Here is a 15,611-nt window from a genome sequence, read left to right as displayed (position 1 = left end):
AAATACTAGTTGCAGGTGATAGTTCATTTTCTCCATCGGTAGTTCCATTACCAAATTCTCCTAAGTAATCAGAAACATCAACGTTTGGCGCAAAATTTCTTATGGTTTCATTTGGACTCATTGGAGATGTACCCATTACAACATTACCTTTTTCTTTTGTTGAACTATATTTAATACTCGTCTTAACAGTTAGTTTGTCTGAAAGATTCTGAACTGAAGTTAAGTTTAATGAATTTCTTTTTAGTGTTGATGTGTCAATTACATCTGATGCTTCTAAATTAGTAAAAGCAACTCTTGTACTTCCCATATCTGTATTGGATGTGAAAGCAGCTGAGTTTGTCATAGCTATACCTGTATCATACAACTTATTCATGTTGTCATATGTTTTTGCACCTGAACCTAGTTTAGGTCCCCATGAATTGAAAGGATCTAGAGAATTAGTAGATGCTACACCCAATAAACCGTTTCCATATGACATTTGTGGATTAAAATTATCATTAATTCCAGTGAAAATGGTTTGGTTAGATATCTCAACACCTAATCCTTTTGATGCTTCACTTCCATTTTTAGTAGTAACTAAAATTACCCCATTTGAAGCTCTTGATCCGTAAAGAGCTGCAGCTGCACCCCCTTTTAATACACTAATTGACTTTATATCATCCGGGTTGATTGCAGATAAACCATCTCCAGCATCAACTCCACCCCATTCACCTGCAGTTCCTAGCTGTTCGTTTTGAATAGAGATACCATCGATAATATATAGAGGTTGATTAGAACCATTAAAAGAACTAGCACCACGAATTACAACTCTTGTAGAGCCTTTTATTCCCGAAGCATTGTTACTGATATTCACACCTGCAACTTTTCCCCTAAGAGCTTGTAAAGGATTTGTAGATTTAACCCTACTTATCTCATCTCCTTCCACTTGAGTAACTGAGTAACCTAGTGACTTTGTTTTTTTCTCAAATCCGAAAGAAGTAACAACAACTTCTTCTAATTCATTTCCCTGTACTAACCTTATGTTAATATCATCATTGCTTTGGGAAACAGTTACCTCAGCAGGCTTATAACCTACATAAGTAAACTGTAATACATCATCTACTGAAGTTTCGATTGTAAATTTACCATCGAAGTCTGATGTAACTCCATTCGAAGTATTCAAGTTAACGACGGTAGCACCAGGTAACGGCAATCCGTCCATATCAGAAATTGTTCCACTAGTTGACTGAGCAAAAGTTATGCTCGTAAATAGAAAAGTCAATAAAGTAAAACAAACTAATTTTTTTATATTGTTCATTTTGATTGTTTTATTTTTAAATTATTAAATAAACTTACATTCAAAATTTTGTAGGGAAAGCCTAAATTATACGAATTAGCTAGTTTTATCTACTAAATTTTTCTTAGCAAAATCCGTTTATAAAAACTTTTGATTAATTAAGATCTAGATGTTTCCTGATTTCACCCATGTATTTTCCACCAATTTTATAATACTTTTTTTCAAGGTAAACTGTATCTCCTTCTATAGAAGAAATTTTATTAAGATTAATAATGAATGATCTGTGAACTCTAATAAATATAGATTTCGGAAGGCTCTCACCAAACTTTGATATATTATTATGAACAACATACATCTTATCGCTACATATAATTTTTATGTAATCCTTGAGAGCTTCTACAGCCCATATGTCATGATAAAAAAGCTTTATATTTTGACGATTTGAACGAACAAAAATAAATTCATTTTTGTTCGTTGATTTGTTTGTTTTAGTATTCAGATAATAATATCGAATTAGAAAAAATAAAAGAATTAATAAAACTAATATTCCAAGGTATAATTCTTTGAATTTAATGAAAGGATATGCACCTTTATTTAATTCAGAAAAAATTATCGGTTCATTTTCAATACTATAAAAAGTAATTATATTTTTTTGAAATCTATTATCTTTAAACTCTTTAGTGTACAGAAGAATTTTACCGTTTATTTTACTCTTAAAAATATCAACTTTATTGGCAACTTTGTTTGTTTCCATTAAAATACTGTCCCCAACATGAATTTGTGTTCCATTTTCAATATTCAATTTTTTGAGCTTTAAATAATCCTTGTCAAAATTTTCTGAATAAGAAACAGTGTAAAAACTATTTCTATCATCAGAAAGGATCATGTTTTCTGATGAAGCAGCGCGAAACAGTTTGGATTCATTGGACCACTTTTTTGAAATCTTACGACTTTCTAAATTTAATTGATACAAATCTGAAAAATACTTTCTACCAATATGCTCCTCACCTTTAAGATTTCCAACTCCTCCATAAATTAATAGAGTATTAGAATCTAAAGACAACATTCCTGAAAGGAATCTAGGAGGAATAAAATCTCCTGAAAACTCAAGAGTTTTAAAACTCTTTTTTTTAATATCATATTGTGAAATGTCGTTGAAGTATCTAAAATTACCGTAACCACCGAAAAAAGTAAATCTTTTATAATTTGGTTGAAAAAAAGTATTGTGATGAAATCTCTGGAAGGAAAATAAACTGCTTGATTCTATACCTGACCACATAAAAGTATCTAAATCTAAAACTCCTACTGAATAAAGCTGTTTTGATTTTATATTTTTGGATTTTTCTTCAATAATCGGGTCGTCTTTTATACCCAATTTCATTTTTAATAGATTATTACTTACAATATCATTCCTTTGAATTTGGTAGTTGTACAACTTATTGTTTTCTAAATCCAGGAAAGCTTTTCCGGTGCTCGATTGGGAAAGGTTGTATGTGTTTTTATACGGTTTGGAATTAGTAGTCATATCAAAAACATCATATTCTATCAACTCTTTTGATCCTAACAAAAGAAAACTAGAACTACTTGAATTAAAAACAACATTATAATTCTCCTCTAATTCAATTTGGTTAATTTTTTTCCAATGGTAAAAATCATTTATAAGCCAATCTGGATTTGTAACAATTCCTTTTTCAATAAAGTTGACGTCATAAACATCATTTCCATCTTGTTGGTTTAAGGGAAAAATATATTCATCTTGAGCATCGTTAATCTGAAGATTTCTTATTTTAAATGCAGGGACATCAAAATAATTTTCTTGTCTTCCAAAAGTTATTCCTAAAGAATTTGAGTCTTTAGCAAACTGCTCTGGTAGACTGTTTTTTTTTCCGTTAAAAAGTAATTGAAGTGAATCAGTTTTAAAATTAAAAGAAAGTTCAATGGTGACCCATTTTTCTCTTGAAATTAGATCATCTGATAATAAAAACTCATATAATTTTTCTTCTCCTACTCTGTTAATTTGAATATAAGAAAGGTTGTCATCGTCGTAAGTATATTTATAATACAAAGAATAGGAAGAACCGTCTGCAAAACCATTGATAGTAAAAATATTTCCTATATACAATTTACTATGAAATGAAAGGTCAAACTTTATTGATAATTTATCTTTAAAATTCTTGGGGTTTTCAAATACTTTGTAGCTTGTTCTTTCAATTTTATCCTTATTGTTAGAAGTAAACTTTAATCCCTCCTGAGCATATGTTTTAAGAATAAAAAAAATAAAAAAAATGGACAAAAATGATCTATTGAAAACAGAATGCAGTTTAAACTTCTTTATTTTTGTGATCATTTTTTTAAAGTACGAATTTTTAGTAAATGAATGAATCGTAAATGATTTTTTTAAAATCATTTCGAAAACTATTCCAATCATTATTTAAAAGTTGCTCTAAAATTATAACAATTAAATCGTTTGATGGATCTACCCAAAATAAAGTAGCAAAATGTCCCTCCCAATAAATTGTCCCAGGTACTCCAAATTCTCCTCTATCAATTAAATCTTCAGTAATTAATCCTGTTGCAAGTCCGTAGGCTAATGGTTTTTGATATACTGTAGTGTTTTTAGGAAGTTGATCAATTTTTATATCATCTATAATTTTAGGGCTAAGTACTGATATTCCATTATAGATACCGTTATTTAGTATCATTTGTAAAAAAATAGAATAGTCCAAAGCTGTACTGGACAAACCTGCCCCGGCCGAGAAATAACGTTTTGCACCCTTTATGGGAAAATCAATATCATAGTCATCTGTTTCGTAAAAACTCCATATCTTATTGTCATTAGTTTGAACAGGTACTAGACGATCAGCTTTGGAATCAGGTAAATAAAAGTATGTATCCTTCATTCCTAATGGAGTAAAAAATCGATTTGATAAATATATATCCAGAGTTTGACCTGAAATGATTTCAATTAAATGACCCAAAACATCAGTAGACATTCCATAACTATATTTTGTTCCCGGCTCAAAACTTAAAGGTAAAATTGCTAGTTTGTCAATGTTTTCTTCCATTTTAATATCCTTTGAAGAATACAACTCTACAATTCCTGCTTTGGTGTATATAGCTGCAAGGTCACTACTATTATCATTATAACTCACACTTGAAGTTCCATATGTCAAACCAGAAGTATGTGTAAGAAGATGTTTTATTGAGATTTTATTTAATGCTTTTTTTGATGTATAACTTGAGTCTAATGGATTGAATGTTTCTAAAATAGTTGGATTTTTAAACTTCGGAATATACTTTTCAATCGGATCTTCTAATGAAATTAATCCCTTTTCAATTAAATCAAGGACAGCTAGATTAGCAATAAGTTTTGTCATGGATGCAATTCTAAAAATATCATCCTTTTTAAATTTTATTTTTTTGTGATAGTTACTGTATCCGTATTCATTTTGAAAAATAATTTTATTTTTTTTTCGAATTAAAACGATAGCACCCGGTATTTTATTTTCTTTTATTTTATTGTTAAAGTATTCTCCTAGTTTTGAAAGCCCCTCTGAAGATAAGCCATGATTTTCAGGAAGATCGTATTGTGTTGAAATATCGTTGCATGAATGAAATAGAAAGAATACAATAAAAACTTTGATGACGAAAAAAGACAATAAACTACTTTTCATTTTTAGGGATTAATCCTAAAATTTAGTAAGAAATATGTTATGAATGATTAAAAAAATATAAAATCATTAATACTTAAAGAACCTATTAGAGTTTCATTAGTGTTTCATCTATTATTTTCTTTGCAAGCTCAGACATCAAATTATAACCCTCTTTAGTTACATGAACACCATCAGTTGTTAGTTCATCTTTCATCCCTCCCTTTTCATTTTTCATAAACGAATAATAATCTAAAAAAATAATGTTTTCCTTTTCTGCATAATCATAAAGCAAAGCATTAAGTTTTTTTACAGACTCTAAGGGAAGCATTTCAGGTCTCCATTCAAATCTGTCAGCAGGTAAAATAGAACAAATTATGGGTGTTATATTATTTGCGGTGGCTAATTCTACCATCGAAAATATATTTTCTGCAATAGTGTTTATGCCATAGTACTTTGTGTTTTGAGCAATATCATTTATTCCAGCTAAAATAACTACGATTTTCGGCTTCAATTTGATAACATCCTTTCGAAATCGAATTAGCATCTGACTAGTTGTTTGACCACCTATACCTCGATTAAGATAATTATTATTTGAAAAAAAAATAGGAGAGTAAAATGACCAACCCTCTGTTATAGAATCTCCCATGAAAATTACATCTGGAGAAATTGAATCTTTGAGATTTAATTTTTTGTTTTCTTCTTGATATCTAGCTAATCCTGCCCAATCAAGTTGTCTTATAGCTAAATCGATTTGAGTTTGCATTTCTTTATCCAAATTTTGCGCATTTACAATATTTGAAAAATAAATTAGAAATACTATAGTTGAAATTAATTTTATTTTTGACATGCCTAAACTTACAATTCTAATAACTTGACAAAGTTCTTTTTATACTAATCTCATTATTTCGTCTACAAAAATAATATTTTGAATGAAATATTTTAAACTGTAAATCCTAGATTATCATTAACTGTGATTTGTATTTTCAAAATTACTTTAAAAAGTTAGATTTGATATTCTAAAGAGTTTGATCTATCAGTCCAAATTCAACAAACTTGTCTATTAAAAAATCTGCATATCTTGAAAATCCTAAATCTGTAAAATGTACACCATCAACCGTACCTTCATTGTCATTTCCAAGTGCATCTCCAGTTTCTACATAAAAAACATATTTATAACCATCTGAAATCATTTTTTCATACTCAGTTTTTAAAGCTGAATTCATTTCTTTTATTTCATTGTCTCCTTTTTTATTCAAAATTGAAGAAGTGGGGATGAAGTTTTCAACCAAAATAATAGGAGTATCAGGATTATTTTGTCTTATAGTGTTTACTAGAGGTATCGTTTTATTTGTTACGTTTTCTTTATTAATCATATTTGCCATACATTCTATAACATAGAATAGAGGTTTTGATTCTGAAATTAATTTTGCTATTGGCTGTTCCATTCTTCCATTTCCACTAAATCCAAAATTTATACAATCAAGATCTAATTTTCTGGATATGATATTGGTGTGGACCATTCCTGGACGAGATGCACACCCTCCTTGAGTTATACTAGTACCATAAAAAATTATTGATTTTTGATTATTTTTTAAAGGTTTTTTTATTACACTACTTGAATCAATACCGACTTCAATGTTTACAATCCCATCATAAAGAGGTAAAAATATTTTAAACTCACGCATTTCTTCAGTCATATTATCTATTAGGGTGGATTCATTTTTAATTCCATTTGGGCGACCAGTATTAATATATCGCCAATTGTCTTTGTTCTTGAAATATAAATCAACGCCTTTGATCCCAGTTTCAGGCATATGATTCATCTTTAAATCATTTAAAATAGTCCATTTAACACTTATACTCTTTGAGTTAGAAAGAAAACGAATAGACATTCCTGCTGATGATTTTGACAAGTCCCAAACGGGTTTTCTGACAACATCTTTATACGAAAAGGGTAATCTGTCGTAACGATTCTCTTTGAGAGAGTCTGAGATAAGTGTGCCTTCAAGGCTAAAAAAATCTTTCCCAAAGTATTTTATGTCTTTTGACATTTGAAAATCATTTTGTCCAAAAGAGATCAATGGAACAGATAATAAAAAAAGAAATAACTTTTTCATAGTTTTGGTTTAAGATGAGATCGCTTTTAAATCTTCAAGTCCCATATTGGCTAAGCCAATGTGTGCCGTCCGTAATATTGATTCCGCACACTCTTTCTGTGACCTTTATTTTTGTTATTATGTTGATTATCAGATGATTGAAGACCTTTACTACCCTGTTTTGATGAGGGTAAATGTGAGGGTAAATCTACGATAGTTCCATTATGGGAATGTGGATTCTTATGGGTGATATCTATTTTTTTATCTTTTATCATTTTTATCTTAAACCTAACTTTGAGGGTAATTTTAAACTAAAAATTAGTTACCCTCATTATTTTTTTTTCTTTAAATCAAATTATATACAAAGATAATAAATATAAGACAATATGTCATGCTTATTAATATACAAAAATGGGGTTATACCTTTTGGATATATCCCCATCAATGAGTGTAAAGAAAATTTGATGATTCTATACTAATTAATATGAAAAAAACTGCTCCTAGAAACCACATGCTCAAAAACTGGGGCTTTTAAAATTATCTTGTTTAAGTAAAATATTATTCAATCTTTTTTCACAAAAACCATGCAATGTTGCCAAGGAAGGTTATCGATGTTTCCTTTAAGTTTAAAACCTGCAGCTTCCATTTCTTTTACAGATTGTTTTTCAGTCATTTTGTGTATTTTTTTGATAGGAACTTTTGAGTCTTCACTTCTATATTCGATTAGGAATAACTGTCCATTGGGCTTCAATGCGTTTTTTATGGAAGCAATCATTTCTACTGGAAAATCAAACTCATGATACACGTCAACCATTAAAATTTTATCAACTGAATTTTTAGGTAAATAAACACTTTTTTTACCTCCAAGAATTGTTTCAATATTTATGATTTTAGAAGACTCCTTGGTCCTTTCAATTGCCATCAACATTTTAGGTTGAATATCTACTGCATATACAAGACCTTTTTTGGCTAATGGGGCCATTTTAAAAACATGATACCCTGAACCAGCTCCAATATCGGCAATAGTATCATTGGGTTTAATATCCATATTTTGAATTAAATTAGAAACGTTTTCTTCTTTCTCTCGATCGGATCTTTCTAGCCAATCAATTCCTTCAAATCCCATTACATAGGCAATTTCTCTACCCATATACCACTTTCCAATTCCGTTAAAATCTCCTTTTTTAAAGGTATAATTTTTATCATTATTGAGCTTTTGTCCTACACATTCATCTGACATTAGTAAAGCAGTAAAAAATAATAAAAGAATATTTAATTTTTTCATTGGTTCAAATTTCAACTACTAACAATATAAAAAAATAATTTATAGAAATATCCAAATTTATATTTCGATAGTATTCACTTAATTGATTTTGTTTTACTTTTTAATATCTTTCACCTATTAAGTTTTTATATAATTAATCTAAAATTTCACAGAAGAATAATTTGAGCAGGAATATTAAATATTTTTTTTTAATACAACTTATTGTTTTAAGCAATAAGATTCAGAGTCAAACAAGCTATACTCAAACCCAAAAAGAAAATGATTCAGTTAAGTTTTCAATGGTTAATACTTTAAAAGAACTTAACGAAAATGGAAATCCATTAAATTACTATCATTGGAATGAGAAGCTTGCTAATTACTATCAATCACAAATTTCAAAAGTTGCTCCTAAAGAAAAAATAATATACTGGTATGAATATTGTCAGGAACTTTTGAAATCGGGTAATAATGAGATGTGTATTGATGAAATTGAAAACCTAATTATAAGACAAAACTTTTCTTATAAAGATCTTATAAATAAAGATTTGCTTCCAATTATTGAGTTACTAGCTCTAGCATATCTTAGACTTGGAGAAGTTACAAATTGTCAAAATAATCATAATGCATATTCTTGTGTCTTACCACTTAGAAGTGAAGCCTATCACATTGAAACAAATGGATCCAATAAAGCTATAGAGATTTACTCTCTGATTTATGAAAAATTTCCTAGTGAAAAATATAAATGGTTATTAAATGTTGCACACATGACCGTTGGAGAGTATCCGAACGATGTTCCTAAAAAGTATTTTATAAATTATCCAAATTGGGATCGGGAAAAAAAAGATTTTCCCTTATTTAAAGAGGTAGGAATAGATTTGGGAATTGCTCAAGATGGTTTGTCTGGAGGAGTGAGCCTCGATGACTTCAACAATGATGGATTAATTGATATTTTTACTACCTCCTATGGAATGGCTGATCAAAGTAAACTCTTCATAAACACAGGTGCTGGTTTCATTGATAACACTGAAAATGCAGGGTTGAAAGGTATAGTTAGTGGACTTAACTGTATCCACGCAGATTATAATAATGATGGAAATATTGATATTTTTATTTTGAGAGGAGCGTGGCTTGGTGAGGGGGGGGATCATCCAAATTCACTTTTAAAAAATAATGGTGATGGAACTTTTTCTGATGTAACAAAAGAAGCAGGTCTACTATCTTTTCATCCAACTCAAACAGCAGCTTGGGCTGATGTTAATAATGATGGATTTCTTGATCTTTTTATAGGAAATGAATCAAACAAGAACCTATCCCATCCTTGCGAATTATTTATAAATCAAAAAAATGGACGGTTTTTAGAACAATCTGCAAATTATAATCTAGGTTCTATAGAAGGATTCGTTAAAGGTGTGGTCTTTGGTGATATCAATAACGATAAATGGCCAGATCTCTATATTTCTGTGATGGGTGGAAAAAATTTATTATTGAGAAATGATTTTGGAAAATTTAAAAACATCACTAAAACAGCTGGGGTAGAAGGTCCTAATTTTAGTTTTCCAACATGGTTTTGGGACGTAAACAATGACGGGTTCAATGATATCTTTGTTGCTAGTTATGATAAAAGTAACTTACAAAATCTATCTGGCGATTTTGCAAGAGAAATTCAAGGAAAAGAGGTGCTTTCAAATAAATCAAAATTATATATTAATAATGGAAATGAAACTTTTAGCGACCAAAGTAAATCTTTTAATATTGATCTTAGCTTGTATGGTATGGGAAGTAATTTTGGTGATCTTGACAATGATGGGTTACTAGATTTTTATATTGGTACAGGTTCTCCTGAATTCACCTCTGTTGTTCCAAACAGAATGTTCAGAAATCAAGACGGTATTAACTTTGAAGAAGTAACCTCTGCTGGAGGGTTTGGTCATATTCAAAAAGGCCATGGTGTAGGTTTTGCAGACTTGGATAATGATGGTGATCAAGATATTTATACTGTTCTTGGAGGAGCTTATGAAGGAGATAATTATCCTAATATTTGCTTTGAAAATCCCATTTCAAAAAATAATTGGATTGTAATTTATTTAGAGGGTGTTCTGTCAAACCGGAGCGCAATTGGGACACAGATAAAGCTCGAGTTAGACGACGGAAGAGTTGTATTTCATTCAATTAATACGGGTGGAAGTTTTGGCTCAAATAGCTTGCAAGCTGAAATTGGATTAGGCACAAGTGAATTTATAGAGAATTTAATCATCAGATGGCCAAATTCAGAAGAGCAGATCTTTAAAAAAGTAGAAGTAAATAAAAAATATAAACTTATTGAAGGCCAAAAAAAGTTATCATTAGAACCATATAATAAGATCAATTTTACAAAGTTCCTTAACAACGATACTAAATAGAGATATTAAATTACAAATTTTAAATCATTACTCTTAATTTAAGGGGTACAGTTTGTAAAATATGGTTTAGGAAGAGTCCAGGCAGTGGTGTTAAAGAAAATAGACTGACAATCGTTTACTTTTAGAACATCCCATGAACTTAAATCTTGATTAAAAGAAACTGCCCCATTGAACATGTCTCTCATTATTGAAACATTTGATGTGTCCCAAAATCTGATATTTTGATCGAATGATGAAGCATATTTAAACATATAATTCATGTCTTGAACATTAGAAGTGTTCCAAAAGCCAATATTTTGATTAAATGCTTCTGCACTTTCAAACATAAAATTCATACCATTAACATTAGAAGTGTCCCAAGAACTAATGTCTTGATTGAATGTGTTTTTTCCTACAAAAAATTGGGTCATTATGGTTATTTTACTTGTACAAACCTTGGTAATATCTTCCTCGTTTGAAATCATATTTAGTAAAATTTGTTCATCAACAATTGTGAATATTACATCATCAAAAACTCCTTCGTCCCCAATTTCTGACCATTCAAATGCTTTAATAGTAACCCCATTTTCATCTAAATAGATTGGATTTTGCATGACACCATTCTCATCAACAGGTACTCCTTGGCGTGTATTATTATCTTTATCTATGTCGTTGGTTATTCCGTCTCCATCAATGTCATTTAGCAAAACTGAAGTGTTATTATTATTATTTTCAATAATTTCATCCTTTTCTGATTGGCAAGAAAGAGAAATTAAACATATTAAAACAAAAAGAATTTTTTTCATAACATTATAATATTGAATGTGCAAAACTTTTATTGCTGTAAAATGAAATTAATATTATTTTTAACTATTTAAACTTACAATTCTTAAATCTTAACTAGATTATATTTATACTAATCTTATTAATTTGTCTACAAAAACAATGTTTCGGATAATAGATCTTTTAAATCATCAATTTATATCGCAAATCAGGACTAATTCGGATTTCAATTGAAGTAGAAAATCACCGAAATCTTATTTCTGATAATTGAAAAAATTTATTTGAATTGAACATTGAAAAAAGCCGTTGATTCGTAAATATATAAACTTGATTTTAGACAACAATAAATTAGAAATGATCTATTTCAATTCTTCCTGCAGAGTCTATTATAAGTCTCAATAGGCTCCTCAAGTCTTATGCTCAGAAAAATGATGTTTCCTATTTAGATTATTACGAGACTATGAATAATAAAAATGGGGGTCTAAAATCAGATTTAACCAATGATGGAGTCCATATAACAATCAAAGGCTATTCAGTTATGAATGAAATGGCTAAAAATCATATTCAAAATTCACTTTTTGACCATTTTTAATCTTTTTTTGAATTTTGTGATTTAGACTTTTTTAGATAAAAGTTCAGGTATTTATCTTACTTTTAAGAATATGAAAAAGCTACTTCTTCTTGCTTTACTAATTGTTTTTTCTTGCCAGCCAACTGTGAAAAAGAAGCTGACGCTAAATTCACTTTTTTCGGATCATATGGTCCTCCAACAAAAAGAAAATGTAATGATCTGGGGTAAATATACCCCCAAAGGGAAAATTTCGGTTAAAGCTGACTGGGGAAGTGAATCCTCTGTTAAAGCAGATGAGAAAGGTAACTGGAAATTGGACTTAATAACCCCTGAATCAGGCGGTCCTTTTGAAGTTTCTATTTTTACTAAAGACTCCACTATTACACTGGTAGATGTAATGGTAGGAGAAGTTTGGCTTGCTTCTGGTCAGTCTAATATGGAAATGTCACTGGAGGGTTATCTTCCCAATGAACCTATAAATAATAACTTGGAAGAAATTGCTGCTGCGGATTACCCCGATATCAGGAGCTATAATGTTGAAAGGGCTATTTCGCATATACCACTAAACGAATCTAAAGGTCAATGGAAAGTGACTTCCCCAGAAAATGCAAATAAATTCAGTGCAACAGCTTATTTCTTTGCTCGCAAGCTGCACCAGGAATTGAATATCCCCATTGGAATCATCAATAGCACTTGGGGTGGGACTCCAGTGGAATCCTGGATGAGCCGTGAAAAGATTAAGCAATTGGGTGAATTTGAAAAGCAACTGAATGCCCTTGAGTCAATAGATACGGTTGGAATTAAGACCTACTTTTCAAATTTTTCTACTGTAAGTCTGCCTTCAGACACAAGCAACGTTAATGCATGGAATGCACTCGCCCTGGAGGACGGGGCTTTCAGTCAAACTGATTTTGATGATTCTTCGTGGAGCAAGGTGAATCTCTCCGGGCATCTTGAGGGCTTGGATATGGCTATTGAAGATGACGGTGCTTTTTGGTTCAGGAAACAGGTCGCTATAGCTGATGTGAGTTCAGATTACAAATTCATCGTCGATGAAGGCATTGATGACATGGATGTTGTCTATGTCAATGGGCAGAAAATAGGAAGTACTCTTGGTTGGAATTCTCCCAGAGAATATGTTATTCCCAAATCGATATTAGTAGAAGGAGAGAACACGATAGCCATACGAGTCATTGACACAGGCTATGGCGGGGGATTTAGAGGGCAAATGATTTTATCAAGTAACTCAGGAGAAAAAATATCAATTGATGGAGAATGGAGTTACCAATATACTGCAGGGCTAAGCAATTTATATGGCAATCAAAAGTTTTATTTATATCATTTGAATCCAGAAGCACTAGTTAAGAAGCCTACAGGCTTTTCTAGATATAATAGCCTTTTTAGTTTCGATTTTCCCGGAGTTTTATACAATGGCATGATCAATCCTTTGATCCCCTTCAACATTAAAGGAGCTATATGGTATCAGGGGGAAAGTAATGTCGGGAGGGCGAATCAGTATGAAAAAATCTTCCCAGGTATGATCGAAGATTGGAGAATAAGATGGAAGAGTAACTTCCCGTTCTATTTTGTTCAAATTGCTCCTTTCTCATATAAAAATGAGCTTTCACCGGCATTAAGAGATGCGCAAAGAAAAAGTCTAGCTACACCAAATACCGGGATGGCTGTAACAATGGATATTGGAGATTCTATTAGTATTCATCCTGGCAACAAACAGGATGTCGGTGACAGATTAGCTAGGTTAGCCCTGTTCAATGATTACGGTTCTGATATTGTGCCTTCCGGTCCGCTGTATAAAAGTCATAAGATTTCCGGAAATAAAATAATCCTTGAGTTTGAACTCTTTGGAAATAAACTGATGGTAGGAAAATTAGGATTATCGGGGTTTGAAATTGCAAGTTTTGATAAGGTATATGTGCGGGCATCAGCAAAAATTTTGGGAGACAAAATAGAGGTGTTTGCAGCAGATGTCTTAGAGCCTAAATATGTTAGATATGCCTGGCGTGACAACATAGTTGGAACTCTATTTAATACAGAAGGTTTGCCAGCATCTTCTTTTACCACTGAGGAATAGAATCGTATTTAAATTATATCAATGATCTTTATTGGTCTGTTTTATTGAAGCGAATTTTTTGCTGCTAGTCCAATTTGCAAATCGAATTTTCCATTATATAAATTGATCTACTTTGACGTAAGCATCAATCACTGCTTGCTCACCTTCTTTGTCAGGAAGACTGTTACCATGTTCCATTCCCAAAATTCCATCAAAACCTCTAGAGTGAATGTATTTAAATATATTAATATAATTGATTTCACCTGTGGTTGGTTCTTTTCGTCCTGGATTATCCCCTATCTGAAAATAACCAATTTCATCCCAGCATTTTTCAATGTTTGGAATGAGATTTCCTTCTTGAATTTGCTGATGATAAATATCAAAAAGAATTTTACACGATGGAGAGTTGACTGATTTACATATTTCATATGCTTGAGGACTCTGAGTCAAAAATAAGCCAGGGTGGTCTCGAAAGTTTAAAGGCTCTAATACCATAACAATTCCATATGGTTCTAATAAAGCGGTAGCTTGTTTTAAACTCTCAATAACGTGTGTGGTTTGATAAGCCATGTTTTGACGTAAATCAACATGGCCTGGAACAACAGTTATCCATTTAGCATTAACTCGTTTTGCAACAGCAATAGCTTTTTTGATATAGTCCAAAAACTCATCACGCATTACCTGGTCACCACTTGCTAGATTTGGCTTTTGCCAATAAATTTTATGAGCAACAAAAACACCCATTTTCAAATTACGCTTTGCCATGGTTTCTGCCATTTTTTCCTGTAATTCAATATCTCTATTTCGCATATCATTATCCTCAAAAGACCTAAAACCCTGATCTGCCATAAAGTTTAATTGATCAATAGGATCATTACCTGCGAGATGACGAAACATACCCAAATGAGGGGCAAAATTTAACTTGAATGAGTTTTGTAAAACACTTTGATTACTTTTTGCAAAAGCAGATGTTTCTGATAGTAATCCTAAACTTGAAATACCTAGTAATTTTGAAAAACTCCTTCTATTCATTTTAAATAAATTTTGTTTTTCCTGGAGTTGGAATAGGATAGTATCCGTTTGAATCTGGAATTGACGGTGGGATGCTATCCCATGTTAAAGATTCAGGCATTAAATGTAATTGAGAATTTAAAGCTTCCTCAAAGGTGATTTTTTTACCAGTATAAGTTGCCATTCTTCCTAAAATTGCTGAAAGGGTACTTTTAGCTCCATTTTCAGTATCTGAAATAACTCCTCCACTTCGAATTGATGCAAATAATTTATCATGTTCTACTTGATATGGGTTGGCATCTTGATTAGCATCAGATGTTGTATCATAATAAGCCTCATTTTTTGAGTATTTGTATTGTGAATTTCCTTGTAAGTCAGTAATTTCTCCTTTACTCGTTTCTATACTTCCTTTTGTTCCCTGAAAAACTTCATCAACACGAGACATTGTTCCGGGTATGTGTCGACATTGACTGGAAATCACAGCACCACTTGGATATGTAAACTCAAC

11 protein-coding genes and 1 pseudogene are annotated in these 15,611 nt (G+C 31.1%); 3 read left to right on the top strand and 9 right to left on the bottom strand.

Annotation, left to right across the window (positions count from 1 at the left end; translation table 11 throughout):
* The 6 genes from AC34EU_RS08330 to AC34EU_RS08305 form a co-directional block, all read right to left on the bottom strand.
* On the bottom strand, positions 1–1,297 hold a 1,297-nt coding region (locus tag AC34EU_RS08330; protein WP_489696195.1), incomplete at its 3' end, for a TonB-dependent receptor plug domain-containing protein.
* A gap of 133 nt (positions 1,298–1,430) precedes the next feature.
* Entirely contained in the window at positions 1,431–3,623 is a 2,193-nt protein-coding gene (locus tag AC34EU_RS08325) for a LytR/AlgR family response regulator transcription factor (protein ID WP_489696194.1), read from the bottom strand.
* Positions 3,624–3,642: 19 nt separating this feature from the next.
* A complete protein-coding gene (locus AC34EU_RS08320; RefSeq protein WP_487534572.1) occupies positions 3,643–4,950 on the bottom strand; it encodes a serine hydrolase domain-containing protein in 1,308 nt (435 codons plus the stop codon).
* Positions 4,951–5,035: 85 nt separating this feature from the next.
* Positions 5,036–5,776 (bottom strand): SGNH/GDSL hydrolase family protein, encoded by a 741-nt coding sequence (locus AC34EU_RS08315; RefSeq protein WP_487534574.1) that lies wholly within the window; start codon positions 5,774–5,776, stop codon positions 5,036–5,038.
* A gap of 169 nt (positions 5,777–5,945) precedes the next feature.
* Positions 5,946–7,046, bottom strand: coding sequence for an SGNH/GDSL hydrolase family protein (locus AC34EU_RS08310; protein WP_487534575.1), 1,101 nt, complete (start codon positions 7,044–7,046; stop codon positions 5,946–5,948).
* Between the two features lie 541 nt (positions 7,047–7,587).
* Positions 7,588–8,310: a class I SAM-dependent methyltransferase gene (locus AC34EU_RS08305; RefSeq protein ID WP_487534576.1), complete on the bottom strand. Its 723-nt coding sequence runs from the start codon at positions 8,308–8,310 to the stop codon at positions 7,588–7,590.
* A gap of 161 nt (positions 8,311–8,471) precedes the next feature.
* On the opposite strand from AC34EU_RS08305, the gene AC34EU_RS08300 reads away from it, so the two are divergent.
* On the top strand, positions 8,472–10,688 hold the full coding sequence (locus AC34EU_RS08300; RefSeq protein WP_489696193.1) for a CRTAC1 family protein: 2,217 nt from the start codon (positions 8,472–8,474) through the stop codon (positions 10,686–10,688).
* Positions 10,689–10,726: 38 nt separating this feature from the next.
* Here the strand turns inward: AC34EU_RS08300 and AC34EU_RS08295 are convergent, their stop codons facing one another.
* Complete coding sequence (locus tag AC34EU_RS08295) at positions 10,727–11,473, bottom strand: BspA family leucine-rich repeat surface protein (RefSeq protein ID WP_487534579.1); 747 nt, start codon at positions 11,471–11,473, stop codon at positions 10,727–10,729.
* Between the two features lie 338 nt (positions 11,474–11,811).
* On the opposite strand from AC34EU_RS08295, the gene AC34EU_RS08290 reads away from it, so the two are divergent.
* A complete protein-coding gene (locus AC34EU_RS08290) occupies positions 11,812–12,042 on the top strand; it encodes an SGNH/GDSL hydrolase family protein (protein WP_489696196.1) in 231 nt (76 codons plus the stop codon).
* A gap of 70 nt (positions 12,043–12,112) precedes the next feature.
* Positions 12,113–14,113 (top strand): sialate O-acetylesterase, encoded by a 2,001-nt coding sequence (locus AC34EU_RS08285; protein WP_487534580.1) that lies wholly within the window; start codon positions 12,113–12,115, stop codon positions 14,111–14,113.
* 93 nt (positions 14,114–14,206) lie between these two features.
* Here the strand turns inward: AC34EU_RS08285 and AC34EU_RS08280 are convergent, their stop codons facing one another.
* Both AC34EU_RS08280 and AC34EU_RS08275 read right to left on the bottom strand, forming a co-directional pair.
* On the bottom strand, positions 14,207–15,124 hold the full coding sequence (locus AC34EU_RS08280; protein ID WP_487534581.1) for a hydroxypyruvate isomerase family protein: 918 nt from the start codon (positions 15,122–15,124) through the stop codon (positions 14,207–14,209).
* A gap of 1 nt (position 15,125) precedes the next feature.
* A pseudogene (locus AC34EU_RS08275) lies at positions 15,126–15,611 on the bottom strand (dehydrogenase); the annotation flags it as partial.

It is taken from the genome of Candidatus Marivariicella framensis (assembly GCF_982709265.1).
This window is presented reverse-complemented; position numbering and strand designations above follow the sequence as displayed.

What these genes read in the sequence shown, in the direction of transcription:
- AC34EU_RS08325 (WP_489696194.1), bottom strand. Translation starts at nt 3,623, where the DNA reads ATGATCACAAAAATAAAGAAGTTTAAACTGCATTCTGTTTTCAATAGA.
- AC34EU_RS08320 (WP_487534572.1), bottom strand. Translation starts at nt 4,950, where the DNA reads ATGAAAAGTAGTTTATTGTCTTTTTTCGTCATCAAAGTTTTTATTGTA.
- AC34EU_RS08315 (WP_487534574.1), bottom strand. Translation starts at nt 5,776, where the DNA reads ATGTCAAAAATAAAATTAATTTCAACTATAGTATTTCTAATTTATTTT.
- AC34EU_RS08310 (WP_487534575.1), bottom strand. Translation starts at nt 7,046, where the DNA reads ATGAAAAAGTTATTTCTTTTTTTATTATCTGTTCCATTGATCTCTTTT.
- AC34EU_RS08305 (WP_487534576.1), bottom strand. Translation starts at nt 8,310, where the DNA reads ATGAAAAAATTAAATATTCTTTTATTATTTTTTACTGCTTTACTAATG.
- AC34EU_RS08295 (WP_487534579.1), bottom strand. Translation starts at nt 11,473, where the DNA reads ATGAAAAAAATTCTTTTTGTTTTAATATGTTTAATTTCTCTTTCTTGC.
- AC34EU_RS08285 (WP_487534580.1), top strand. Translation starts at nt 12,113, where the DNA reads ATGAAAAAGCTACTTCTTCTTGCTTTACTAATTGTTTTTTCTTGCCAG.
- AC34EU_RS08280 (WP_487534581.1), bottom strand. Translation starts at nt 15,124, where the DNA reads ATGAATAGAAGGAGTTTTTCAAAATTACTAGGTATTTCAAGTTTAGGA.